This window comes from Paenibacillus sp. JT31N7 (assembly GCF_059692095.1).
The window spans coordinates 1,332,225-1,357,925 of sequence record NZ_JCAUAT010000001.1; the positions used below are offsets into that span (position 1 = coordinate 1,332,225).

Annotated in this window: 24 protein-coding genes; 4 read left to right on the plus strand and 20 right to left on the minus strand. The window is 56.3% G+C overall.

The window, feature by feature from the left end:
* Positions 1-129: 129 nt before the first annotated feature.
* The 3 genes from AC58P5_RS05985 to AC58P5_RS05995 form a co-directional block, all read right to left on the minus strand.
* Positions 130-375 (minus strand): hypothetical protein, encoded by a 246-nt coding sequence (locus tag AC58P5_RS05985; protein WP_497385170.1) that lies wholly within the window; start codon positions 373-375, stop codon positions 130-132.
* A 361-nt stretch (positions 376-736) separates the two neighbouring features.
* Positions 737-1,447: an SOS response-associated peptidase gene (locus tag AC58P5_RS05990; RefSeq protein WP_497385171.1), complete on the minus strand. Its 711-nt coding sequence runs from the start codon at positions 1,445-1,447 to the stop codon at positions 737-739.
* 298 nt (positions 1,448-1,745) lie between these two features.
* Positions 1,746-3,290: an HD domain-containing phosphohydrolase gene (locus AC58P5_RS05995; protein ID WP_497385173.1), complete on the minus strand. Its 1,545-nt coding sequence runs from the start codon at positions 3,288-3,290 to the stop codon at positions 1,746-1,748.
* 211 nt (positions 3,291-3,501) lie between these two features.
* Between AC58P5_RS05995 and AC58P5_RS06000 the strand changes: the two genes are divergently transcribed.
* From AC58P5_RS06000 to AC58P5_RS06010, 3 genes are all read left to right on the plus strand, one after another.
* A complete protein-coding gene (locus AC58P5_RS06000) occupies positions 3,502-3,906 on the plus strand; it encodes a YhjD family protein (protein ID WP_497385174.1) in 405 nt (134 codons plus the stop codon).
* A gap of 100 nt (positions 3,907-4,006) precedes the next feature.
* Positions 4,007-5,254 carry a DNA polymerase IV gene (locus tag AC58P5_RS06005; RefSeq protein WP_497385175.1) on the plus strand — a complete coding sequence of 416 codons (1,248 nt, stop codon included), beginning with the start codon at positions 4,007-4,009 and terminating at the stop codon, positions 5,252-5,254.
* Complete coding sequence (locus AC58P5_RS06010; RefSeq protein WP_497385176.1) at positions 5,251-5,610, plus strand: YolD-like family protein; 360 nt, start codon at positions 5,251-5,253, stop codon at positions 5,608-5,610. The genes AC58P5_RS06005 and AC58P5_RS06010 overlap by 4 nt, the downstream gene beginning before the upstream one ends.
* A gap of 215 nt (positions 5,611-5,825) precedes the next feature.
* Here the strand turns inward: AC58P5_RS06010 and AC58P5_RS06015 are convergent, their stop codons facing one another.
* The 5 genes from AC58P5_RS06015 to AC58P5_RS06035 all read right to left on the minus strand — a co-directional run bounded on the left by AC58P5_RS06015 (position 5,826) and on the right by AC58P5_RS06035 (position 11,507).
* Entirely contained in the window at positions 5,826-6,113 is a 288-nt protein-coding gene (locus AC58P5_RS06015) for a stage VI sporulation protein F (protein ID WP_497385177.1), read from the minus strand.
* A 329-nt stretch (positions 6,114-6,442) separates the two neighbouring features.
* On the minus strand, positions 6,443-8,488 hold the full coding sequence (recG, locus tag AC58P5_RS06020) for an ATP-dependent DNA helicase RecG (RefSeq protein ID WP_497385178.1): 2,046 nt from the start codon (positions 8,486-8,488) through the stop codon (positions 6,443-6,445).
* Between the two features lies 1 nt (position 8,489).
* Positions 8,490-9,344, minus strand: coding sequence for a DegV family protein (locus AC58P5_RS06025; protein ID WP_497385180.1), 855 nt, complete (start codon positions 9,342-9,344; stop codon positions 8,490-8,492).
* 15 nt (positions 9,345-9,359) lie between these two features.
* Positions 9,360-11,129 (minus strand): DAK2 domain-containing protein, encoded by a 1,770-nt coding sequence (locus AC58P5_RS06030; protein ID WP_497385181.1) that lies wholly within the window; start codon positions 11,127-11,129, stop codon positions 9,360-9,362.
* Positions 11,130-11,147: 18 nt separating this feature from the next.
* On the minus strand, positions 11,148-11,507 hold the full coding sequence (locus AC58P5_RS06035; RefSeq protein WP_009672588.1) for an Asp23/Gls24 family envelope stress response protein: 360 nt from the start codon (positions 11,505-11,507) through the stop codon (positions 11,148-11,150).
* 283 nt (positions 11,508-11,790) lie between these two features.
* Between AC58P5_RS06035 and rpmB the strand changes: the two genes are divergently transcribed.
* Entirely contained in the window at positions 11,791-11,979 is a 189-nt protein-coding gene (rpmB, locus tag AC58P5_RS06040) for a 50S ribosomal protein L28 (protein ID WP_009672666.1), read from the plus strand.
* Positions 11,980-12,061: 82 nt separating this feature from the next.
* On the opposite strand, the gene spoVM is transcribed toward rpmB, so the two are convergent.
* The 12 genes from spoVM to rpoZ form a co-directional block, all read right to left on the minus strand.
* Complete coding sequence (gene spoVM, locus AC58P5_RS06045; RefSeq protein WP_036739476.1) at positions 12,062-12,142, minus strand: stage V sporulation protein SpoVM; 81 nt, start codon at positions 12,140-12,142, stop codon at positions 12,062-12,064.
* Between the two features lie 256 nt (positions 12,143-12,398).
* Positions 12,399-13,061, minus strand: a complete 663-nt coding sequence (rpe, locus tag AC58P5_RS06050) for a ribulose-phosphate 3-epimerase (protein ID WP_497385182.1) — start codon at positions 13,059-13,061, stop codon at positions 12,399-12,401.
* 1 nt (position 13,062) lies between these two features.
* Positions 13,063-14,010, minus strand: coding sequence for a ribosome small subunit-dependent GTPase A (rsgA, locus tag AC58P5_RS06055; RefSeq protein ID WP_497385183.1), 948 nt, complete (start codon positions 14,008-14,010; stop codon positions 13,063-13,065).
* Between the two features lie 39 nt (positions 14,011-14,049).
* Positions 14,050-16,200 carry a Stk1 family PASTA domain-containing Ser/Thr kinase gene (pknB, locus tag AC58P5_RS06060; RefSeq protein WP_497385184.1) on the minus strand — a complete coding sequence of 717 codons (2,151 nt, stop codon included), beginning with the start codon at positions 16,198-16,200 and terminating at the stop codon, positions 14,050-14,052.
* A complete protein-coding gene (locus AC58P5_RS06065; RefSeq protein ID WP_497385185.1) occupies positions 16,197-16,958 on the minus strand; it encodes a Stp1/IreP family PP2C-type Ser/Thr phosphatase in 762 nt (253 codons plus the stop codon). The genes pknB and AC58P5_RS06065 overlap by 4 nt, the downstream gene beginning before the upstream one ends.
* A 15-nt stretch (positions 16,959-16,973) precedes the next feature.
* Positions 16,974-18,041: a dual-specificity RNA methyltransferase RlmN gene (gene rlmN / locus AC58P5_RS06070; protein WP_497385187.1), complete on the minus strand. Its 1,068-nt coding sequence runs from the start codon at positions 18,039-18,041 to the stop codon at positions 16,974-16,976.
* Between the two features lie 198 nt (positions 18,042-18,239).
* Entirely contained in the window at positions 18,240-19,724 is a 1,485-nt protein-coding gene (gene rsmB / locus AC58P5_RS06075; RefSeq protein ID WP_497386036.1) for a 16S rRNA (cytosine(967)-C(5))-methyltransferase RsmB, read from the minus strand.
* A 141-nt stretch (positions 19,725-19,865) separates the two neighbouring features.
* Complete coding sequence (fmt, locus tag AC58P5_RS06080) at positions 19,866-20,825, minus strand: methionyl-tRNA formyltransferase (protein ID WP_497385188.1); 960 nt, start codon at positions 20,823-20,825, stop codon at positions 19,866-19,868.
* 2 nt (positions 20,826-20,827) lie between these two features.
* A complete protein-coding gene (gene def, locus AC58P5_RS06085; RefSeq protein ID WP_497385190.1) occupies positions 20,828-21,310 on the minus strand; it encodes a peptide deformylase in 483 nt (160 codons plus the stop codon).
* 170 nt (positions 21,311-21,480) lie between these two features.
* Entirely contained in the window at positions 21,481-24,057 is a 2,577-nt protein-coding gene (gene priA, locus AC58P5_RS06090) for a primosomal protein N' (protein ID WP_497385191.1), read from the minus strand.
* The gene (gene coaBC, locus AC58P5_RS06095) at positions 24,042-25,319 is read right to left on the minus strand and encodes a bifunctional phosphopantothenoylcysteine decarboxylase/phosphopantothenate--cysteine ligase CoaBC (protein WP_497385192.1); all 1,278 of its coding nucleotides are present in this window, start codon (positions 25,317-25,319) and stop codon (positions 24,042-24,044) included. The genes priA and coaBC overlap by 16 nt, the downstream gene beginning before the upstream one ends.
* Positions 25,320-25,483: 164 nt before the next feature.
* Positions 25,484-25,699: a DNA-directed RNA polymerase subunit omega gene (gene rpoZ / locus AC58P5_RS06100; protein WP_103993742.1), complete on the minus strand. Its 216-nt coding sequence runs from the start codon at positions 25,697-25,699 to the stop codon at positions 25,484-25,486.
* Between the last annotated feature and the right edge of the window lie 2 nt (positions 25,700-25,701).

The following is a 25,701-nucleotide window of genomic DNA, read 5'->3' on the forward strand; positions in this document are numbered from 1 at the left end:
ACGATGAAGACCTTCGCCGCCCTAACCCCTGCTTTCCTTGCGGAAGCGGCTGTAAAGCCGTTCCTGCGGCAAGACGGGAGTTGACGGGTACCGGGCGGCTCCGCCGGAAGTGCAGGAGGCGCTAATGCCTCAGGCGATGTATCCGGCTTCTGGCTGCGGGATAAACGTACAGCCGGAAAAGAAGCGCCGCATGATCATTGCGGGAAAATGCGCGTGGCAGTCCCGATAAATCTGCGGCTTATCGTCGTTATTCGCGTTGCGTTCGTTCGGAGGAGTCCATCCCGCCGGACATACGGATCCCATCGCCTTCTGCTGCCGCAGGGCGCCCTGTCGCTTGTCAATTTGTCGTTCAAGCCGGGTGAATGGAATCGTCATGTCAGTGCTTCATGTCGGGATGGTTACCTCCGCTTTCATCAGATTACTTCGAGTCTATCGCTGTGCAGTTCTTCTCGCAAGGGATACTTTTATTATAATTCAATTTTCCGCACCTCTGATCCGTTTGCCGGCATGGCCCTGCCGCACACCGGCAGGAGGTGCGCTTCGGTGCCAGGAATCCACAGACGAGCGTGCAGTACCGGGAACGCCTGCTGCCGAAGGTTAAGCCCTTCGCCAGGGCTGATCCTATAAAATGGCCGCGCCACCCGGTATTCACACGGCGGTTCAGCCATCTCCGGGACTCGTTCAGACTTGCCGCCTTGCTCTGACTTGTCCGCACCGGCCCTGCCCGGGCCGCTTCTTACAGCAGCCACCCTTCCTGTACGGGGCTGTCCGGCGGCACTATCGGTTCGATCAGCTGCGGACTGTCATTGCGCACATTCCCGACCAGCTGCGAAACCGGGTACGCCTCCATCTCTGCGGCAGGATATGCCCGCAGCAAAGACAGCAGATCGGCCGGGTCCTGAACCTGCCGGTCCAGCCAGAAAGCCTCGTCCTCCCGCCGCAGAATAACCGGCATCCGGTCATGAATATCCGCCACGAGCGGGTTCGGTGCCGTCGTCAGTACGGTACAGGTGCTGACGCGGCGGCCGTCGGGCGAAAGCCAAGTGTCGTAGAGACCGGCCATCGCGAACAAACCCCCGTCTTTCAGCCGGATTCGCATCGGTTGCTTTAGTCCCCCCTCCCGCTTCCATTCGTAAAATCCGTCAGCCGGAATAAGGCACCGCTTGCGGCGCAGCGGGATGCGGTAAGCGGGTTTGTCTGCCGCCGTTTCCGCGCGGGCGTTCAGCATTTTGGAGCCCGCGCTTTCTTCCTTGGCCCACTCCGGGATCAATCCCCATTTCAGTTCGCCGATCCGGTTATTCCGGCCGTCGTTCACGACGGAGAGCACCATCTGGCCGGGGGCCACGTTATATTTCGGTCTATGATAAGGGATGCCCGGCGCATCGAAAAGGCCGAAGCGGGCCATAAGCTCCTCTACCGTTACCGTGATCGTATACCGTCCGCACATGGACATTTCCTCCTTATTCACACAAGTTATGTACAGCCTAATACAACGGCGGGTTGAATTCAAATAAAAAACGAAGCCTCCGAGGGACCAAGTTCTGGGTGTCCCGTGCTCCCGGCAGCCCTCCCCGGCATGCTCATTTATGAATACGATCAAAAATATGCTGCTGCATTTTAGGAGCCAGCTATAGGCTTATGTAAAGAAAAGACACATCACATCCGCCCGGCGGAAAGTGCATGTGTCTTTCGTTCATTCCGGCATCCGTGCGGAAGCCCCTCTCCACCTTCCGGCTTCCGGTAAGTCAGCCTGCGTGTTCGCGCGTTCTTTCCGCTGCTGCGGATTTATCCGACCCGCCTTCTTCTTCCAGCCAGCCGATAAACAAGGTAGCGAAGTGGGGGTCCCACTGCGTGCCCCTTCCTTCTTTCAAAATGGACAGCGCCTTCTCGGCAGACATGCCCTTACGATACGGGCGGTCCGAGGTCATCGCGTCGTAAGCGTCGGCAATGGCAATCACCCGGCCGAAAAGCGGAATATCCAGGCCCTTGAGACCGTCCGGATAGCCCCGGCCGTCAAACCGTTCGTGATGGGAACGGACTCCCGGAAGGAACGGAGCCATCAGGCTCTGCGGCTCGATCTGCCGCAGGATCCGCTCTCCCAGCGCGGGATGCATCTGAATTTGGGCAAACTCGTCATCCGTGAGCTGCCCTTCTTTTAAAAGAACGGTGTCGCTGATTCCGATTTTGCCGATGTCATGCAGCAGCGCCGTTTTGCGCAGTTCCTCCAGGTCGTGTTCGGAGAACCCGGCCAGACTGCCGATCCGGACGGAATAGCTCGCGACCCTTTCGGAGTGTCCCGCCGTGTAAGCGTCTCTGGCATCCAGCGCGGCGGCCAGCGCGGCAAAATAGCCGGAAATCAGTTCGTGGTTGATCCGGTCCCGCTCCCGGAGTCCTTCCACCATGTGGTTAAATCCCGCCACCAGGCGCGAAAACTCATCGGGATAAAGATCCGGCGCATGAATAGCCAGATTCCCGGCCCGGACTTCACCCATAACTTTATGAATCTGCCCGATGGGATGCTCGATATCCCGGGAAAGCAGCCAGGCACCGAGCGAAGCGAACAGAATGCCCAGCAGGATAATCATCGCGTCCCAGTTCCAGTAATTCATCAGCAGGGACGTATCCTCGCGGACCAGACGGAGCTGAACGGTCAAATAATACAGGAAAAGCGGGAAGGTGCCGATCAGAAACGCGCTCCACTGGAACTTTTTCCGGATCGAAAACAAAACTCTCCCGTCCAGAGACACCTCCGTGCCGTGCATGCGCAGGGCAAGATCGTGCGAATGCCGGATCGCCGGGCGGATGGAATACGCGGTCAGAAAAAATTCAATCATCGCATGCATGCACGCTACAAGCAGAGCGCCGAGCACGGCGAGCGTCAGGTCAAAATAACTGATCTCCAGCATGCCCATACGGATCGCAGCCACGGCCAGCACGACGGCAGGCAGAACCATTCCGAACAAGTGCGGTCCGAAAATCCGTTTGACCGCCAGTACCGGAAGCTGGTGAATGCGTATATAAGCTTCCTTGATTTCCCCGAGAGTGGGACTATGTTTGAGAAAGATCGCATGGATCGGCCTCATTTGACGCGCAAATACGGTCAGTTCGGCCACTATCATCACAAGGAGCGAAATGCCCAGGATAACCAGCATGGCGGACATTTCGCGATTCGTCGCCCGCAGCGTGGAATAGATCAGAACGCCGCCTACTCCCAGCACCGCAACGGCGGAGCCGAGCAGATAATTGCGGAGCAGAGCCAGCAGAAGCCGCCGGTATGTATATGTTCGCAAGATGCGTCCCCTCTCCCAATAAATGGCATGTTGCTCTTTTTTTTATTGTACATGATCTCTTTTTTTACGGCTACACGCAAAAGGAGCGCTAAACTGGCGAACTTCTCTCAAAAATGCCAAATAATTCTCTTCTTGAAAATCGAATATACGTTCGGTATTCTGAATATACTACATAAGAACATACGTTTCCATACCCGAGGAGTGAGACATCATGCAGCCGCCTTTGCAAACCCGTGACGATTCTATGCTCGTTAAGCGGTATGTGCTGCTTCCGGTTCTGTTAGACGTACTGGAAAAAAACATTTCGCTGCTGGAAAGCTCCGGCAAACTTCCCGAGCCCCTGATCGGCCATCTTCGCCTGATCCAGGATCGCGTCACGGCCGACATGGCTTTTTTGCGCAAGCAGTTCCGCCGGCGGGGCATCCGGATTTACGAGCAAAAGCGCACGACAGAAGGGTTGAACGTCGCTTACATATGCCGCGGCTATCACCACCGTTTTTCTTTGCTATGGCGGCTGATTCGCGCTGAAATCGTTACCGCACTGGAGGTGTACCTGGATCCTGCCGCCGGGCCGGACACCGAAAACACCGAACAGGCAAACATTTCCGGTTGTTAACCGAATAAATGTTCGTGTATGGTTGAATATAGATATACGAACACAAGTTCGATTTACTCAAATTCATTTTCTCATTCCGACAAAATGGCAGGTGTTACCGATGACCGCCTTCCCCGAGCAAGGCAAACGTGTAATCATGCTGGCGGACTGCCAGTCTTTTTACGCATCCGTGGAAAAAGCAGCCCACCCCGAACACCGCGATAAGCCTGTCGTCGTAGCGGGCGATCCCGCCCGCCGTTCCGGCATTATTCTGGCCGCCTGTCCCCTCGCTAAAGCGCACGGCGTCACAACGGCCGAAAGACTCGGCGAGGCCCTCCGGAAATGTCCCGAGGCCGTAGTCATCCGCCCCCGCATGGAAGAGTACATTAAAGTCTCCATGCAGATTACGGCCATTCTTCAAACGTACACCGATCTTGTGGAGCCGTTCAGTATTGATGAACAATACCTCGATGTAACGGGCAGTCTGCATCTCTTCGGCACTCCCGTCGAAATCGCCAGAGACATCCAGCAAAAGGTGCTGCAGCAAACCGGTGTATGGACGCGGATCGGTATCAGCGACAACAAAGTGCTCGCTAAAATGGCCTGCGACAATTTCGCCAAAAAAAACCGGGAGGGCATCTACGGGCTGCCCAAAAGCGAAATCGCCAATCTCTGGGAGCTGCCCGTCAGCAGAACGTATCTGATCGGCTCCCGGATGACCCGGCATCTTAACCGCATGGGCATCCTAACCGTCGGCGACTTGGCAAGAACTCCTCTGGCCCGTCTGCGCGCCCGCTGGGGAATCAACGGGGAAGTCATCTGGCGGGTAGCTAACGGCATCGATCCTTCTCCGGTAACCCCTCAGACTCACGAGGGACAGAAGGCCGTCGGCCATCAGATGACGCTGCCCCGCGACTATGCGACGGCGGAAGAAATCAAAGTCGTGCTGCTCGAGCTCTCCGAGCTGGTATGCCAGCGCTGCCGGGCCAAAGGCAGTAAGGGCCAGGTGGTCTCCGTCGGCTGCCAAGGCGCGGATTACGACCATCCGAGCGGGTTTTACCGCCAGATGAAGCTGCCGGACCCGACACAACTTACCGATACGGTCTACGAAACGGCCCAACTGCTGTTCCGCAAGCACTGGGACGGCCTCCCCGTACGCAAGGTCGGAGTCACGCTGGGAGACCTCGTGCCCGACGATCAGTACCAGCTGCTGATGTTCGGAGACGAGGAGCGCAAAATCGCTCTGGAGCGGACGACGGATACGATCCGGCAGCGGTTCGGAAGCACAGCCATTATGCGCGCGGTTTCCGCTACTCCGGCCGGCCAGGCCAGAGACAGATCCCATAAGATCGGAGGTCATTACAAGTGAAATCTTCTTCGGCCGGTTCCAAAACAGGCAAGAAGCTTCAGGGAAACGGCCTGCACGAATCGTCCCGGATGATGCTGCCCGAACATAAGGAAGCCTACCTGCGCCACCAGCGGGAGCTGAACCGCCGGGCTCACCCGTCGCTGGAAGACGAAGAACGCCAGCGCATAGGCAGTCTTCTGGCCCAGGCGAAGACAACGGGGCGGGTGCTCACCCTCACGGTATTCGGTCCTTTCGAGGACGAGGAAATAACCGGGATCGTTCGGCGCATCGACACTCTGAAGCAAGAAATCCATCTTGAAGTACCGGGAAACGAGCGCCGGATCGCTTTTGACGATATTCTCAGAATCAGCGATTAAAAGTCCGGTTTCCATGTAAAAGTAACCTCTGAGTAAAACTCAGAATACCCGGGATTAAAACATGCTTCTTTTCGAATTAACCTGCGGTAAAAAATGAAAAAGCAAAAAAACCGTCTCTCTTCTTTATCGAAGAAAAGACGGTTTTTTTGTAGATGGGCACGAAAAATAACGGAACCTTTCGCTGCCTATTCATCTGCGGGAGCGGCCAGCCTTTTTTAACGGAACATCCCCCACAGCTTTAATAAATGGAACGTGTTGTTGGGGTCTATTTTTTGGGCGATAACAAAATCAATCAGAGACGACGACTGGGCCTGGGTAAGCGGTTCGCCCAGCACTTTGGAAAACCGGGCGACGAAAGCGGCGACTTTCTGCCGGTTTTGCAGATCGTACTTCGTGACCCCTTCCAGCAGCCTTTTAATGCGTTCTTTAATTTCCGGGTTTTTCATTTTCCATTTCACGCGTTCGACCAGAGCCGGATCGATTCCATATTGCTGATAGCTCACTTGAACACCTCCCCGTTATCCATCCCTGCTAACATATGTCGGCAGCCGCCCGGATGTGCCTAGATTTTGCAGGTGGAAAGGCTTGCGGCCCGTCCGGCAGCGGGATCGAATTTTCGTCTTAAGTCTCAATCAGGAGGACGATTCACCGGAATTCCCGGCCCCGGTCACCAAACACGGGCCGCCTCTCGCAGCAAAGAAGCGATTCGACTGCGGCAGGAACGGCGGTCAGCCACATGTGGTGCCAAGGCCCCCGATGCGCCGGGAGCATCACGCGGCACAAAAAAACCGGCCGGCGGCGCCGGTCGGTTTCTGTCTGTCTAAGCCGTTCCTCAGTCCATGATATCCCCGTCGAAAATAAGCTCGCGCTGGAGAAAGTCACGAAGCGGAATATACTCCGCCGCCGTCCAAAACTCCGGCCGCGCTACAAGCTCGGCGGCATCGTCACGGGCCATCTCCATCGTTTCGAAGTCGACCATCATGTCGGCAATCCGGAAATCCGGCAGGCCGCTCTGCTTCGTGCCGAAGAAATCCCCGGGTCCGCGAAGTTCCAGATCCCGCCGGGCGATTTCGAAGCCGTCCGTCGTATCCGTCATCGCCTGCATCCGCTCCTTGCCGACTTCGGTTTTCGGATCGGCAATCAGGACGCAGAACGATTGGTGCTCCCCGCGCCCGACCCGGCCCCGCAGCTGATGCAGCTGCGACAAGCCGAACCGGTCCGCGTCGTATACGACCATCAGTGTCGCATTCGGCACGTCCACCCCAACCTCGATGACCGTTGTGGATACGAGCGTGTGGATCTCGCCGTTCTTGAACCGGTGCATAATGTCGTCCTTCTCGGCCGCGGTCATCCGCCCGTGCAGCAGACCGACCAACAAATCGGGGAACGCCTGCTGAAGCTGGATATGTACGTCAATCGCGTTCTGCACGTCCAGCTTCTCCGACTCCTCGATCAGGGGGCAGATCACGTAAGCCTGGCGGCCCGCATCCGCTTCCCGGCGGATAAAGCCGAGCACCCGGTCGAACATCTCGTGACGCACCCAATACGTTTTGATGGGTTTGCGCCCCTTCGGAAGCTCCCGGAGCGTCGAGACATCCAGATCGCCGAACGCGGTAATCGCCAGCGTCCGGGGAATCGGCGTCGCCGTCATCGTAAGCACGTCGGGGTTCATCCCTTTGCGCCGCAGAATGCTGCGCTGGTTTACCCCGAACCGGTGCTGCTCGTCGGTGACGACAAGCCCCAGCTTGCGGAAGAAGACGTCTTCCTGGATGAGGGCATGCGTGCCGACCAGAATGTCGAGCATGCCCATCTGCAGGGATGCGAGAATCTCCCGCCGCTGGCGGGCGGTCGTGCTTCCGGTGAGCAGGGCGACCTGCAGCCCGTAGGGCTCGAACATCGCCGTCAGCGAGCGGTTGTGCTGTTCGGCGAGGATCTCCGTCGGCACCATGAGAGCGCCCTGGCAGCCGGCCGTTACCGTCGCGTAGAGCGCCGCCGCGGCGACGACCGTCTTGCCCGCTCCGACATCGCCCTGAAGCAGGCGGTTCATCGTGTAAGGCTCCTGCATGTCCTGCAGGATCTCCGCGATGACCTTCTTCTGCGAGGGCGTCAGCGTGAACGGCAGGCCGCGCACGAAGGCGCGCACCTTCGGGAGATCCACCTGCTGGGCGAGCCCGTCGGCGCGGTTACGCGTAATGGCCCGGAAGGCGTGCATTTTGAGCTGGAACAGGAACAGTTCCTCGTACACCATCCGGCGCCGGGCCTCGTTCCCGTCCTCCGTCCCTTGGGGACGGTGAATGATCTCCATGGCTCTTCTGCGAGGCAGCAGGCGGTATTTGCGCAGCAGCTCCGCCGGGACGATCTCGCTTACCATAGTGCCGTACTGGGCAAGCGCCTGAGCCGTCGCCTTGCGCATAAAATGCTGGGTAAGAGAGCCGCCGACGGAATAGACCGGCTGCAAAGTGCCGGTCTTGGACGTTCCCCTATCGGGAAATTCGGAGTCCGAAACCGTCATCTGATGACGGCGCTGGTCCCACTTGCCCGTCAGGACAATTTCCCGTCCGGGAACGAGCTGGTCTTTCAGAAACTGCCGGTTAAACCAGACGGCGGTAACAAAAAAGTGGTCAATGACCACTTTGCAGGTGAGTCTGTTTTTGCGGCCATACCTTTGCAGGACAGGCTCGGACATAATTTTGCCCTGCACGGTAATTTTCTCTCCGTCCTTGACCTGGGTCAGATCGCGGATGGAGTAATCTTCATAACGGAACGGATAGTACTCGAGCAGATGAGCAACACGGGTAATGCCAAGCGCCTGCAGTTCTTCGGCCTTCTGTCCGCCGATTCCGCGGACTTCCGTAACCGGAATTTCGTTAAGATCCATGTCAGGCCGGACTCACGAATGCGGCTACGGTTCCCGGCCCCGCATGGGTTCCGATAACCGGACCGATGGTGATATACTGCATGCTCTTGACCGTAAAGTTCTGCTCGATAAGGCGGTACAGCTCTTCCGCCGCTTCCGTGTTGTTCGCGTGTGCCACGCTGATGTGAATTTCCCCGCCGGGAATGTCCCGCCGCATCATTTCGATGATCCGGGCCATCGCCTTCTTCTGCCCGCGCACTTTATCCACCGAAGCGATTTCTCCCTCCGGATCCACGGACAGAATCGGCTTAATGTTGAGCAAGGAACCGATCAAAGCGGACGCTTTACCGATTCTGCCCCCTTTTTGCAAATATTCGAGCGTATCGACAAGGAAGTAAATGACGAAGGATTCGCGAATTTTTCGCACGATCTCCACGCATTCTTCCAGGTCTTTGCCTTCCCTGGCCGCTTCTGCGGCAGCCACAACAAGGGCGCCGATACCGTAACACGCCGTTTTGGAATCGATCACTTGTACGCGGTCTTCCTCGTTCAGCATCGATTTGGCCAGCAGGGCGGACTGGTACGTTCCGCTCATGGCCGACGACAGATGGATGGACAAAATTTGAACCTCACGATCTTCGGCCAGCAGTTTCTCATAGAGCGCAAGAAACTCCGCAGGCGAAGGCTGAGAGGTTGTCGGCATGCTGTGAGCGGCGACCAGTTTGTGATAAAACTGCTCCGCATCCAGGGTAACCGCATCCAGATAAGTTTCTCCGTCGAGGTGGATTTTGAGCGGAACCATTTCAATACCGAGTTTTTCACGGGTAGCTTTCGGAATATCCGACGTGCTGTCCGTTACAATACGAACACGGCTCATATGCAAACCCCTCTCTTACTCTACGGAAAATATATAGGCGTACAGCGGCTGTCCGCCCGGATGAAGCTCGATCTCCACATTCGGATACCGGGCTTCGATATAGGCGGTAAGCTGCTCCGTCTGCTCGTCGCCGGCATCCTCGCCCGTCAGGATCGTAACGATCTCGGCTTCGCGGATCATATGATCCAAAAGCTTCTGGCTCGCTTCGACAAGCTCTGGTTCGGATACGACGATTTTGCCGTCCTCAATGCCGATAAAATGGCCTTCTTTGATTTCGATCCCGTCGATGGACGTATCGCGAACCGCAAAGGTAACCTGACCGGAACGGATGCCCCGAATCGCTTCGTTCATGGTTTGTTCGTTGACGTCGGCGCCGGCTTTTTCCTGGAATGCCAGAATAGAGGCCAAGCCCTGCGGAATCGACTTCGTCGGGATGACGATAATCCGCTTGTCTTCCACAAGATCCTGCGCCTGCTTCGCGGCCATGATGATATTGGAGTTATTGGGCAGAATAAACACGGTTTCCGCATCGATCTGCTCAATCGCTTTCACAACGTCTTCCGTGCTCGGGTTCATCGTCTGTCCGCCGGACAAGACGACATCCACGCCTACGCTTGTGAAAATCTCCGTAATCCCTTGGCCCAGAGCCACGGCTACGAATCCGTACGGCTTGAGTTCTTGGGCGGCCGGCACCACCGAACGCTGAGCTTCCTCTTCGGCGGCACGCTCGTAGACTTCAGCCGCTTCTTCCAGGATATGCGAATGCTGATCGCGCATGTTCTCGATTTTGATCCGGGTCAAGTCTCCGTATTCCATGGCCAGATTCATGACTTGTCCGGGATATTCCGCATGAATATGAACTTTTACAAGCTCATCGTCCGCCACGACAAGCAGCGAATCCCCATGCTTCCCCAGCTGGCTGCGGAAATTAATTTCGTTGAATTCGTGGCCTTTCGTCTTGCCGGGAACGACCTTCAGCAAAAACTCGGTACAGTAGCCGAATTCGATGTCATCCGTAGACATATGAAGCTGCGCAGGACCCGTGCGGTCCATATGATGGGCCTCGGGAGCGAGCTGGAGCGTTGCAATGTCCTTGTCCTTGGCGGCCTGCCCCAGTACGGGCGCATCCGCAACGATAAAGGAGGACGTATCCTCCTGCTGCTCGCCGTTCAGCGCGGAAACGAATCCTTCGTAAATGCAGACAAGACCTTGTCCGCCCGCATCGACTACACCTACCTGTTTGAGAACAGGAAGCATGTCCGGCGTTTTGGACAGGGTTTCTGCAGCCTGCTTCAGCACCTCTTCCACGAGCTCCGTAACGTCCGCACAGCGTCTTGCCGAGGCAACGGCATGCTTCGCCGCCTCCTTGGAAACGGTCAGTACGGTGCCTTCCACGGGTTTGACGACCGCTTTATAAGCGGTGTCCACACCCTGCTGCAGAGCAGCGGCAAACTGCTGTACATCGATCGCTTCCATATCGTGCGTGTATTTGGCGAAGCCTCTGAAAAGCTGGGACAAAATAACGCCGGAGTTGCCCCGGGCGCCCATCAGCAGTCCCTTGGACAGAGCTTCCGCCGCTTTGCCGATATGTGCGGACGGCTTGCGTTTCAGTTCCTCTACGCCCGACGTAAGCGTCAGGTTCATATTCGTTCCGGTATCTCCGTCAGGGACCGGGAAAACGTTTAAACCGTTCACCCTGTCAACATTTCTGCGAAGGTTGTCAGCTCCAGCAAACACCATCTGCATAAAATCATTTCCATTTATTGTGCTAAAGCGCTTACTCAATGGTATTCTCCTTCCTGATTACCGGGATACCCTAACCCCTTGAACGAATATGTGAACTTCATCAACATGCAGACCGACCACTTCATTTAATACATACTTCACTTTTGTCTGGACATTGTGCGCCACCACGGATATTTTGGTTCCGTAACTTACAATAATGTATAGATCAATCTCTACACGGTCCTGTTCGCGGCGAACTTCCACACCCCGTCCCAGATTATCCCGTCCGAGTAATTCTGCAATGCCATCTTTTAATTGTTTGCGTGAAGCCATACCGACCAGCCCGTAACAATCCAATGCGGCGGAACCCGCAAGTACGGCGATCACTTCGTCGGTTACATGAATTTTACCTAATTCGTTGCTTACCTCGATTGGCATGAAAATACCAACTCCTTCAAAAAGGGTCAATAGGACTAATCCTCATTGTACTATAACCGATGGAATAAATAAATGACAAAAATGGCGTCTATTCGTTGACTATCTCTTTTTCGCTGTGCTATTATATCTAAGTGTGTTTATTGAATGCGGTAGAACGAAGCAAACCGATGCCCTGAACCTAAACAGGCCGACGAGCCACATGCTAACAAAAGCTGCCTTGCTGTGTGCTAGGCCTAGGCTTGCCATGCTGGCAGTTTCGTATACTTATAAGGAGGTGTCATTCATGTCTCGCAAATGCTATATTACTGGCAAATCCCCGAAGTCCGGAAACCATGTTTCCCACGCGAACAACAAAAACAAGCGTACATGGGGCGTTAACGTACAAAAAGTACGCATCCTGGTGGACGGCAAACCGAAGCGCGTTTACGTCAGCACCCGTGCCCTGAAATCCGGCAAAGTGGAACGCGTATAGCCAACGCTTAAGCGAAAAGACAAAAAGCACCGTAACGGGTGCTTTTTTTCGTGCCTTTTAACAGGCGCAACGGCTGCAGCTATTAATTTTTGCTGAACGTGTTAAGTACGGCCTTGACAAAACCGCCCAAAAATTTCGGCAGCTTGACTGTGTAGAATTTCATCCTCTACCCCTCCTTCGTGATTGCCGGCAGACCGCTCTCATCGATTCCAGTATATTCGCACATTCCCCAAAATGTGCCTGCCCCCGAAAACGAATACACGGCTTTCTTTCCCTGCTGCGTGGGCATCCTGACATCCTTTTATCCCATAAAAAAAGGTTACAAGAATGCTTAAATTCTCGTAACCAAGTGTATGCCCCCGCCGGGGGATTTATGACAAGTCCGCTCTGCAGCGTCCGTCGAACAAATGCGGCATGCTTTATTTTCCCGCGGATTCGCGGATCAGGCGGATCGCTTCCGCACGGTCGGGGCGGCCGAACACCGCGTTGCCGGCAACCGCCATGGTGGCTCCTGCCTCAGCGACCAGCGGCGCGGTCTTTTCGTTGATTCCGCCGTCCACTTCGACCTCCACGCGGCTCAATTCCCGCTCCTGGAGTCTGCCCCGAAGGTCACGGATCTTCGAAAGCATGCCCGGTATAAACGATTGTCCCCCGAAGCCCGGGTTAACGGTCATGATGAGGACCAGATCCAGATAGTCTTCCAGCACATGTTCGATAGCGGACAAAGGAGTGGCGGGATTCAGAACGACTCCGGCCTTGACCCCGTGTTCCTTAATCTGATGAAGCGTGCGGTGAAGGTGAGGACACGTCTCCACATGCACGGAAATCAAATCTGCGCCCGCTTTGGCGAAGTCGGCGATATATCTTTCCGGCTGCTCAATCATCAGGTGTACATCGAGCGGCAGGGACGTGTGCGGCCGAATCGCGGATACGACAAGAGGCCCCAGCGTGATATTCGGCACGAAGTGACCGTCCATGACGTCGACATGTATCCAGTCGGCGCCCGCTTTCTCAACCTCGCGAATTTCTTCGCCAAGCTTGGCGAAGTCGGCGGACAGAATGGATGGAGCTATGCGCAGCATCTTAGTACCTCCTCTTTTTCTCTTTCATTTCCTGTAAAAACTGCAAATAGTGCTCGTAGCGGCTTCCGGCGATTTCTCCCTGCTCGACTGCGTCGCGGACTTTGCAGTTCGGCTCGTGAAGATGCAGGCAGCCCCGGAATTTGCACGTTTCGGCATAAGACTGGAATTCGCGGAAGCAGGACCCGAGGTCTTCGGCTTCCAGTTCGACAAAGTCAAGCTGACTAAAGCCCGGTGTGTCCGCGACATATCCGCCCTTGGCGAGCGGAATCAGCTCCACATGCCGCGTCGTATGTTTCCCCCGGCCCAGCCGGTGGCTAATCTCGTTGGTCTGGAGCTCCAGACCCGCCACGATCGCATTCAGCATGGACGATTTGCCGACCCCGGACTGACCGGCGAATACACTGATTTTGCCGTCCAGGTATTCCGCGACCTGGCTGACGCCTTCGCCCTGCCGGGAGCTCGTCAGCATGACGGGGTAACCGATTTTGCGGTACAGTTCGACCGCGTCGGTCAGCCAGCCGGGCAACGACGAAGGGCCGGAGCCAGCGGTACTCTCGTCAGAAGAGTCATCCGGAAGATCAACCAGATCGGATTTGGTCAGGCAAATAGCCGCGTGCAGTCCCGTATTCTCGATGTGGACGAGAAACTTATCCAGCAGCTGCAGGTTCAGATCCGGCTCGACAACCGAGAAGACGAGCATGGCCGTGTCCACATTCGCGATGGGCGGGCGAATCATTTCGGATGTCCGCGGATTGATTTCCGTTACCGTTCCTTCGCCGTTCTCCGTCGTTTCGTACTTCACCCGGTCGCCGACCAGCGGTGAAATCCCTCTTTTCTTGAAAACGCCTCTGGCCCTGCACTGCACGAGAGAATCGGAGCCGAGCCGGCTTCCCTCCGGAAGGACATAATAGTAGCCGCTGAGCGCTTTTACGATCAAACCTTGGGGCATCGCGGATCTCGTCCTCCTTTTTGAATACCGATGTCGGTTCTAGTCATCTTTATCTTTGTTTTTATCCTTGTCTTTGTCTTTGTCTTTGTCCTTATCCTTGCCCTTGCCTTTGTCTTCTCCGCCGCCGGAAACAAGCTTGGAGCCTCCGTGCTGCATTGAAGTCTGTCCCCCGGTTTGCTGGGGAGTCGGTGTAGGCGAAGGGCTGTTTGTCTGCTGGTTCAAGAAATCTTGATAAGTCCGTGTCGTCACGTTGACGACCTTGTCGTCTTCCTTGACAGTGATGACGGCGTTTTTGTCCGGCGCCACGATCACTTTGACATCGACTGCCGATGGCGCGGTGATAGTCTCGGTCCGGTATTCGCGGTTGTCACCCTGGGCGTCGCTCACAAGCACCTTGAACGTCGATTTCTTTCCTTCCGAAGAAGGAATGAGAGGCACGTTTACAACCATCTGGCCTGCTTCCTGCGGCATACCGGAGCTTACGATCAAGCCGATGGCCTGGCCGATGGGAACGTCATTGTCCGGCTCGTAAGGGAACTGCTTGATGACTTTGCCTTTGGCCACTTTATAGCTAGGCTCTTCGGTAACAGCTCCCAGTTTTAATTTACTCACCGTAATACGGCTGATGGCTTCTTCCTTGGACAGCCCGACAAGAGGAGGCATCTTGACCGTTTCTTTGCCTTTGCTCGCGATCAGCTTGACTGCAGCCGCGGCGGGATTCAGTTCCTCGCCTTCGCGCGGAGTCTGCTCCAGAACCGTATTCGCTTCCTGGTCTTCAGAGTACCGGAACGTAACCGAGATCTGATCCTCCTTGAGACCGAGCCCCTGCATCAGCTGAGCTTTGGCGTCATCCACGCTGTGATTGACCACCGAAATCATTTTCTTTAACTCAGGCCCTTTGCTCACCTTGAGTTTGACTTTCGTCTGCTCTTTGGCTTTCATCCCCGCCTGCGGATTCTGGTCGATGACGGTTCCCGCAGGCTGCGGATCGGCGACCTCTTCCACTTCGTAACCGAGCTTGACGGCGGTCAGCTTCTCCTGAGCCTTCTGGAGGGTATCCGTTTTTACGTTAGGGACCGGAACCTCGGCGATGACTACTTTCCCCTGGACGTAATAAATGGCACCGGCGAGCAGCAGGGCGAGCAGGACAAGTATCGTGATCCACAGACCTGTCTTTTTCTTTTTCTTCGGCGGCTGGGACGATTTGGATGCGGCGGGCTCCGTTTTGCCGGGAACCGCCGCTTTCTCCGCATCATCCTCGTCATCGAATATTTGAACCTGCTGATTAGGACGGATGGCCGGCAGAACGAGCGTGTTCTCGTCATCGTCATGATCGTCGTGATGAAAGCTTATTTTAGGTTCGTCGCGGCGTTCGGGCTGCAGGCAGGTTTCCAGATCCTCCATCATGGCGCGGGCGGACTGATACCGCTCATCGGGCTTTTTGCGCACCGCTTTGAGAATGATATTCTCCAGACTTTGCGGAATCATCGGATTAATCCGCCTTGGATCCTCCACGTCTTCCTGCAGATGTTTCAAGGCCACGCTAATCGGGCTTTCGCCGTGAAACGGAAGTTCGCCCGTCAGCATTTGATACATAACAATCCCGAGCGAATAAAGATCCGATTTTTCTCCCGTATTGGTTCCTTTGGCATGCTCCGGCGAAAAATAATGAACCGAGCCGACGACGGAACCCGTCTGGGTGATCGTAGAAGAAGTAGCCGCTCGGGCGATTCCGAAATCCGTTACTTTAACGCGGCCGTTTTTTCCGATCAGAATATTATGAGGTTTAATGTCCCGATGAATAATTCCGTTATGATGCGCATGCTCCAGAGCATCGCAGATTTGGGCCGCATAATGAACGGCTTCCTCGACAGGCAGCGGGGACCGCTCTTTGATAATTTCGTTCAGCGTCTTCCCCTCGATATATTCCATCACAATGTAATGGAGATCGCCTTCCTGGCCCACGTCGTAAATGCTGACCACGTTAGGATGGGAAAGCGAAGCCGCCGCCTGGGCTTCCCGCCGGAAACGGCGGATGAACTCTTCATCGTTCACGTACTGCTGGCGGAGCATTTTGACGGCCACCTTGCGGTGGAGCAGGATATCGAGCCCCTTGTAAACAAGAGCCATTCCTCCGCCGCCAATGCGTTCCAAAATTTCGTAGCGGCCACCCAGCTTCGTTCCAATCATGCGGGATCCCCTCCCGAAACGGGTCCTGGGTCTCCCGATGCAAGAATGATCGTGATGTTGTCGTCTCCGCCTGCATCCAGCGCAGCCTGCAGCAGGCTCTGAGCCATGGCTTCCAATTGGGATTCCCCGCGCACGATCGAGAGGATCGTCTGGTCGTCGACCATTCCGCTCAATCCGTCGCTGCAGAGAAGCAGAATATCTCCGCTCTCCAAGCTCAGATGCTGAACGTCAGGCTGCGCGTCGGGATCCGTTCCCAGAGCCCTGGTAAGCACGTTGCGGCGCGGATGGCGTTCCGCTTCGTCGGGCGTCAGCTGGCCGTTCTTCAAAAGTTCGTTTACCAGGGAATGATCCTCCGTCAAACGAAGAATAGAGGGCCCGCTTATTTTATAAGCGCGGCTGTCTCCGATATGCGCCAGGATGGCCCGCTGTCCGGATGCCAGGAGAACGACGACCGTCGTGCCCATTCCCTGAAGCTCTTCCCTGGCGGAGGCGTATTCGAACACCTTGCGGTTGGTCGAACGGATCGCTTCCTTCACGGCGAGCTCGCACTCTTCAACCGTCATCGCGGAACTCAGGGATTTGAGTTCTTCCCGGATGATATCGATGGTCATCTGGCTGGCGACGTCGCCCGCCTGATGACCGCCCATTCCGTCGGCCACAATGCCCAGGGAATATCCTCCGACGTCATGCTGAATAACGGCTCTGTCTTCATTAACGGACCGGACTCGGCCGGTATCTGTCACACTCACCATTTTCATCCGCATTTCACTCCGTTACTTCGCTTCCATATGCTTGGCCCGCAGTTGTCCGCAGGCGGCGGCAATGTCGCTGCCCTGCTCACGGCGTATGGTCGCGTTGATTTTGTTGCGTTCCAGAATGCGCTGGAAGTTAAAAATATCGTCGCGCGTCGTCCGCACGTAATCCCGCTCCTGCACGTAATTGACCGGAATGAGGTTGACGTGGCACATCGGCAGCTCTTTCAGAACTTCGGCGAGTTCCTCGGCATGCTCGGCCTGGTCGTTTACGTTGCCCATCAGAGCGTACTCGAACGTAATGCGGCGGCCCGTTTTGGCCATGTAATATTTACACGACTCGATCAGATCGGCGAACGGGAAGCGTCGGTTAACCGGCATTAACTTGGAACGGAGCGCATCATTGGGCGCATGGATGGAAATCGCCAAATTGATCTGCGTATCTTCGTCCGCAAACCGGTAAATGTTCGGCACGATACCGCTGGTCGAAACGGTGATGTGGCGCTGGCCGATATTCAGACCCTTCGGATGAATCATAATGTTCAAAAACTTCATCATCGCATCGTAGTTCTCGAACGGTTCGCCGATTCCCATGATGACGATGGAACTCACGCGCTCTCCCGTCGCATCGAGCAGCTGCTGCGCTTTAACAATCTGGGCGACGATTTCGCCCGCGCGCAAATCACGCTTCAATCCGCCGAGTGTGGAGGCGCAGAACGTGCAGCCGATCCGGCAGCCGACCTGAGTCGTCACGCATACGCTGTTGCCGTAGCTGTGCTTCATGATAACGGTCTCGATCGCGTTTTTGTCCGCCAGCTCGAACAGGAACTTCACCGTTCCGTCCTTCGACTGCTGTTTGGCGATTTCGGTCATCGTGACGAAGGAAAAGCTGGCCTTCAGTTTCTCGCGGAGCGTCTTCGACAAATTTGTCATCTCCTCGAAGTCCGTGACACGTTTCACATACAGCCAGTCGAAAATTTGTCCGGCACGGAAGGCCGGCTCTTTGTTCTCCTCGGTCCATTGCTTCCAGTCTTCCAGACTGTAGTCGTACACAAAGGGTTTATCTACTTGCAAGGTTTTATTTTTCACAGTAATCACACCTAACTTATTTTCCAAATAAAAAATGGGATGTTCAGCCGAATCCTTCCTATTTTATCATAAAAGACAGCTGAACACACTAGAGTGCGGCAGCGGGAGTCCGGCGTCTCGCGAAGGCAGTTGAAGGAGCTGCCCTATGTCGAAGCCAAGCCGGGGCTGCTTGCGCATTCCGGTCCTTTTGTCCGCAGCTTAAGCCTTGCGGCGCATCCGGGCGATAAAGAAGCCGTCCGTCCCGTACCGGTCCGGCATAATAGAGATCATGCCCGAAGCCGCCTGCTCCAAAGGCGCGGATTCCGGCCAGCCTGCCGTCGGTATCGGATCAAGGACAAACTCCGGATGAGCCTCCAGGAAGCGGGCCACCGCGTCCTCGTTCTCCGTCCGCTCGATCGTGCATGTGCTGTAGACAAGCACACCGCCGGGCCTCAGCAGGCTGTGAACAGCCTCCAGGATGCTCTGCTGGACGGCCGCGATCCCGGCGATGTCCTCCTCCCGCTTGCCCCATTTCAGGTCGGGCTTCCGGCGGATAACGCCGAAACCCGAACAGGGAGCGTCAAGCAGGATGCGGTCAAATGAAGCCGGCTCGAATTCCCCGGCAAGCTCCCTGGCATCCTTCACCAAAGTGCGGACCGACTTCAGGCCCAGCCTCTGGGCCTGCTCGTCGATCAGCCGCTTTTTGTGAGGATGCAGGTCGCAGGCCCACACCGTGCCGGCGTCGTCCATCTTCTCCGCGATGTGCGCCGTTTTGCCGCCCGGGGCGGCGCAGCAATCCAGGACGGTCATGCCGGCCTCCGGCTGAAGCGCTTCGGCAACGAGCATGGAGCTTTCGTCCTGGATGGAATAGTCGCCCCGGCCAAAGCCCGGCGCCAGCGCCATGTTTCCGCCCGAGGAGACGACAATGCCGGCCGGCGACAACGCCGAAGGCTCGGCGGCAGCCCCGGCCAGCCGCAGCTGTTCCAACAGCGCATCGGGCCGCTGATGGCGCTCATTCGCGCGGATGCTGACGTGCGGCGGCTCGTTGTTCGCCCTGCAAATGCGCTCGCAGGCTTCGGCGCCATACTGCAGGATCCAGCGCCGAACCAGCCACTCGGGATGGGAATGCTCGAGCGAGATGCGCTCGGCGTCCGTCATCCCCTGCGGAAGCGTCAGCTCCGCACGCTGGCGGATCGCGCTGCGCAGCACGCCGTTGACCATGCCGGAGATGCCCTGATGGCCCCGGCGCTTCGCAATGTTAACGGCCTCGCTGACAACCGCGTGATCGGGCACCCGTTCCAGATACAGCAGCTGGTACAAGCTCATCCGGAGCAAGCTGCGTACCCAGGGCTGGAGCTTGCTGATCCCCTTGGTCACCAGTTTTGCCAAATAATAGTCGATTGTATTCCGTCTCTGGATCGTTCCGTACACAATTTCCGTCGCCAGAGCGGCATCAGGCCGCTCAAGGTCCGCTTCGCGCAGAATCTGATTCAGCTTGAGGTTGCTGTAGGCCCCCGCTTCCTCGACGCCTGTCAACACGCTGAGCGTGGCGTCGCGCGCCGATTTTTTCACATTCTCTCGTTTCGGCTTTGCGGCCTGGTTGTTTCTCCGGTCGGTCCGAGTACGGCTTGCCGGACCGCTGCCGCCTCCGGCTTGTCCCTTCCGGTTATCCGGCTCATTTTTTTTCACGGGACTTGCACACATCCTTTGCTTATTAAAATCGTACGTATGTAGCTCCTGCTTTAGAATCATCGCTCGGCAGGGACTTATGCATCGTTTACGGAAAAACGCAGGAACCGTCGGCCATTCACCGAAAATTCCTGCGCATTACGTGCCACGCGTCTGCTATTCACCCAATACGGCGCCTTGCTTCATGGCGCCGCCCCGTACAAGCTGAGCCGCATCCATGGCCTTCTTGCCGGCAGGCTGGACATTCAGCAGCTTTAAGCTTCCGTCGCCCGTAGCCACTTCGATTCCGTCGTCGCCCGCTTCGATAACCGTGCCGGGCTTAAGTCCGGCAGCCGAAGACCCTTCCGTTCCCGGTGCGGGACCGTCAGGCTTTTTGCACACCCACACTTTCAGGATTTCCCCGTTCCAGGTTGTATAAGCGCCCGGAAATGGATTTAATCCGCGAACCAGATTCCAAATATCCTTGGAAGACCGGTTCCAGTCGATTTTCTCGTCTTCCCTGTTAATATTCGGCGAATAGATCGCTTGGGAATCATCCTGCGGAACAGCCCGTGCCGTACCCGCAATCAGTTCGGGCAGCGTACGCTTAAGCAGCTCCGCACCCGCCAGGCTAAGCTTGTCGAACATCGTGCCGGTCGTATCGTCGTCCCCGATCGGGACTTCAACCTTGCTGATCATATCTCCCGTATCCAGCCCTACCGCCATGTACATGATGGTAACGCCCGTCACCTGCTCGCCCTGTATGATTGCATGGTGAATCGGAGCGCCCCCTCTGTATTTCGGCAGAAGGGAGGCATGGATATTGATGCAGCCCAGGCGGGGAATATCGAGCACCGCCTTGGGCAGGATTTGGCCGTATGCCGCCGTCACGATAAGATCCGGAGAAATTTTCCGGATTTCATCGACCGTGTCGGACGTGCGCAGCTTTTCCGGCTGAAACACCGGGATACCGTGCTTCTCGGCCTCCACTTTGACGGGAGGCGGCGTCAGCAAACGCTTGCGCCCTTTCGGACGGTCCGGCTGTGTAACGACGGCAGCCACTTCATAGCCGCCCTCGATTAGCGCCTTTAGGGAAGGAACCGAGAAGTCCGGGGTTCCCATAAAAATCAGCTTCACGGTCAGTTGCCCTCTTTTTCTTCGAGTTCAGGGCGGTACAGTCGGATCGCCAGATCCGTGAACAGGACACCGTTCAAGTGGTCCACTTCGTGCATAATGCAGCGGGCCAGCAGCTCTTCGCCTTCAAGCTCGAACTCTTCGCCGTTGCGGTCCTGGCCTTTCACTTTTACTTTCAAGGGGCGCTTAACCTCTCCTTCGAGTCCCGGAATACTCAGGCAGCCCTCCGGTCCGATCTGTTCGCCGCTTTGTTCGACAACGACCGGATTAACGATCTCGATCAGTCCGTTCTCGTCTCCCACGTCCATAACGATGACACGCTTGAGAATGCCCACCTGCGGAGCGGCCAGGCCTACGCCCGGCGCATCGTACATCGTATCCGCCATATCGTCGAGCAGCTTATGGAGGTTGGAATTAAATTTCGTTACCTGTTTGGCGGTTTCCCGCAGCACAGAGTCTCCTTCTTTAACAATCATGCGAATGGCCATTCCATCCACCTGCTTTCTTTGAAGTCGTTCTATGAGGGCACAAGGGCCTGAGCCCTTGAATGGGTTTAAGAGATCCGTATGAGTTTCCCGCCGTTTATATACGCGTCAATCGGCACGAGCAATCATCCGTTTCTTTCTTACACCGGGCTTTCCGTTCCGAAAGATGCGGATTACATAAGCATTTGAGGATCGACGTCCACACTGATCGTCAGCTTTTCTTTCGTCGTCCTCTCGGCAAATTCATCCAGAACCTTGGCCACAATACGGGAAGCGGACGCCTCCCCACGATATTTTACCACGCATTGGAACCGATATCTATCCTTGATCCTCGGAATAGGCGAAGCTACCGGACCCAGCACATTCATAAAAAAATCCTCTCCCGTACCGGACGCAAAAACGTTCTCCTGCTCGGCGGCCCCGAGCTCCCGAAGACGCTGGGCCACCCCTTCCGCGGTCCGGACCAGCAGAGGCACCTGCTCGTGGGTCAACGTGATGAGAATAAGCCGGCAATACGGCGGATAACCGAGCTTCCGGCGGTGCGGAAGCTCTTCCTCCACGAAACCTTCATAATCGTGGCGGCTCGCCGTAATGACGCTGTAGTGCTCCGGCGTATATGTCTGGACAAACACCTCGCCGGGAAGCTGATGCCGCCCCGCCCGCCCGGCCACCTGCGTAAGCAGCTGGAAGGTACGCTCGGCAGAACGGAAGTCGGGCAGGTTCAGCACGGTATCGGCCGCGATAACGCCGACAAGGGTAACATCGGGAAAGTCCAGTCCTTTGGCGACCATTTGGGTGCCGAGCAGGACGTCCGCCTGTTTGTTGCGGAACATCGTCAGCCACTTCTCGTGAGAACCTTTCTCCGTCGTCGTGTCCACATCCATCCGGATGACGCGGATGCCGGGAAAGAGCTTCACCAGCTCTTCCTCGACCCGCTGGGTTCCGGTTCCGAAATGCCGGATATGCTCCGAGCCGCAGTCGGGACACAGCTCCATCTGCCTTTCGGCATACCCGCAGTAATGGCAGCGCAGCGTCCGCGACACCTGATGATAAGTCAGCGAGATGTCGCAGTGCGGACAGCCTGCCACATAGCCGCACGTCCTGCACATGACGAATGTCGCGTATCCCCGGCGGTTTAACAGGAGAACGGTCTGCTCTCCTTTGAGGAGCCGTTCTTCCAGCCCCCGGTGAAGAAGCCGGCTAAACATGGACCGGTTCCCGCTGCGAAGTTCCTCCCGCATATCGACGATATGCACGGGCGGAAGAGGGCGTCCGGCGACCCGGGACTTCATTTTGAGCAGCTTGTATTCAGACTTGCCTCCGGGGGCTGCTTTCGTTTTTTGAATACTCTCAAGCGAAGGAGTCGCCGACCCCAGTACCACGGCCGACCCGTTATAACGGGCTCTCCAGGCGGCGATATCCCGTGCGTGATACTTCGGGCTCTCTTCCTGCTTGTATGAAGATTCATGCTCTTCATCGATAATAATCAGACCCAGCTTCCGGAACGGGACGAATACGGCCGAACGGGCCCCGATGACAACCCGGACCTGGCGTCTCATTATTTTGCGCCATTCGTCGTAGCGCTCTCCCAGTGAAAGCCGGCTGTGCATCACGGCGACCTCGTCCCCGAAGCGGCCTTTAAAACGCTCTACCATCTGGGGAGTCAGTGAAATCTCCGGCACGAGCACGATCGCTTCCCGTCCCTGTTCCAGACAGCGGCTGATGGTCTGCAGGTATACTTCCGTCTTCCCGCTGCCCGTCACGCCCTGGAGTAGATAAACCTGATGGCTGCGGCTGTCCAGCGTAGCGGCAATGTCGTCATAAACGGACTGCTGCTCCGGCGTCAGAGGCAGCGGCTTCGTTTCTTCAAAATGCCGGTTTGCGTACGGATCCCGCATCACTTCTACTTCGCGCAGGCCGATCCAGCCTTTGTCCGCCAGTCCCTTTACCGTACCGGCGCCGACCTGCAGCTTGTCCATCAGTTCCGTCAGACGGATCGGCAGGGGGTTCTCATGCAAATAGCGCAGAACCTCTTTCTGCTTATGGGAGCGGGCAGGAAGCTCTTCTGCGATGGCCAGTAAATCGGGGGAACCGCCTGATCCGGAACTGTTGCCGGACGTACCGGCTGCTTGGACGTCCGCTGCGGCTTCCGAGGCTTCGCGGGCTCCAGGCGGAAATACCGTCAGAGCTTTCTTCGTCGCGAGCCTGTCCTTCATCCCCTGCGTTTCGACAAGCTGGCCCTCGTCCAGCATTTGACGGATCAGCCCGCCGTCTTTCGGAAAGGCCTCCAGAAGCTCTTCCATCTTCGCTTTTCCTTTTGAGCGTAAATAATTCAAAATGTTCTCCTGGGCCGGCAGCAAAAGCAGAAGCTCCGTTCCGCCCGCGCTTCCTGCTTCCGCGGCTTGAACGAAGCGTTCATACTTGGCTTTCAGCGCCCCGGGAAGCATCGCTTGCAGAGCGGTTACTTCATGGCACAAGTACGTGCTGCTCATCCAGTGTCCCAGCTGTACCAGTTCTTCCGTTAAAGGAGGAGCGGCGTCCAGCACATGACGGATCGCTTTCAATCTTTTAGGGTCTACCGTTGTCGTTTCGTGAAGTTCCACCACAAATCCCTGCAGCACACGGGGACCGAAAGGAACGCCGACACGGCTTCCGACCTCCACCCAGCCCTGCAGAGACGGGGGCACCGAATAATCGAAGGCCCGGTTCGTCTGCTTGGCGGGGACATCGACTATCACTTTGGCGAACATGGCGTTTCCCCTTTATCTGCCCCCGGTTCCTCGGCGTCCTGTCCCGGAGTCTCCGCTCCCTTGTGACTCATCTGCTGACGGCTGGCCGCCAGCCGGACGATATGCTCGGCTATGGCCGCCTTGGTCATCATGGGCGGCGCTTCTACAAGACCCCCGGCATCGAAGATGCGTACCACATTGGTGTCCGTTCCGAAACCCGCTCCCTGCATGGAGACATCGTTGGCGACGAGCAGGTCGCATTTTTTATGCAAAAGCTTATCAAGCGCATACTCGTCCACCCGCTCGGTTTCCGCCGCAAAGCCGACTACGAACTGGCGGGTTTTGGCTTCTCCGAGAGCTTGGAGAATGTCCGGATTTTTAACAAGCTCGATCGTAAGGGTTTCCCCGGATTTTTTCATTTTCTGCCCGCGCTGTTCCGAAGGACGGTAATCGGCGACCGCAGCCGCTTTGAAAACGAGATCCGTCTTCTCAAAACGGGCCATAACCTCATCGTACATATCCAGAGCGGATGTGACGGATACTCTTTCGACGCCTGCGGGCACGGGAAGTGAAGATGGTCCGCTGACGAGCGTAACATTCGCCCCGAGCCGCTTGGCGGCCTCTGCGATAGCGTAGCCCATTTTGCCGGAAGAATCGTTTGTAATATAACGCACGGGATCGATGCGTTCGACCGTCCCTCCTGCCGTCACAAGCACGTTCCGGCCTTGAAGCGGTGTTTCCGGCTGAAAATACGCGGCGATCTCCTCAAAAATGTCCTCGGGTTCGGCCAAGCGTCCTTTTCCGACATAACCGCACGCCAATTGGCCGGTTCCGGGTTCCACAAACAGAACGCCTCTCTCCTGAAGCACTCTCATGTTGCCCGCGACCGCCGGGTGCGTGTACATGTGCACGTTCATGGCAGGAGCCACCATTACCGGAGCCGTCGTAGCGAGAAGCGTCGTGCTGAGCATATCGTCCGCCAGCCCGTGAGCCATTTTCGCCAGCATGTTCGCTGTCGCCGGAGCGACGACAACCAAATCCGCGCGGTCGGCCAAGTCGATATGGGAAATAACGGCCGCTTCCTTCTCGTCGAACGTATCGACAGCTACCGGCTTGCGGGTCAGCGACTGGAAAGTCAGCGGCGTAATAAACTGGACCGCGGACTCCGTCATAATCACCCGCACGTCCGCTCCTGCCTGACTCAGCTTGCTGCAAAGCGCAGCCGCCTTATAAGCGGCTATTCCTCCGCATACGCCGACTACGATTGTTTTACCTGATAACATCGGCAGTTCCCTCCCGGCAAGAAAAAAATAACAACCACAATGGGTTGTCCTGATATCCGGTCTACTTCCGTCCCGTTATTATTCAGGATCGCAGTATCCGGTTGTATACATAGAACGGCAGTCACAGGGACTGCCGCTTTGGGCCGAACTGACCGCTTGGGATCTTATTCGGCGTCTTCTTTGGTTTCGATCTTCTCGTACTTCACAAGATCTCCGTACAATTCTTCCAGAGCCACTCCAACCTGTTTGTGGGATTTAATATCCTGCAGGTGGGTGTTCGTACCGTCTCTAAGCGCTCTCGCACGCTTGGCGGCGGCAACTACGAGCGAATATTTGCTATCCACTTTGTCGAGCAGTTTATCAATTGAAGGATACAGCATAC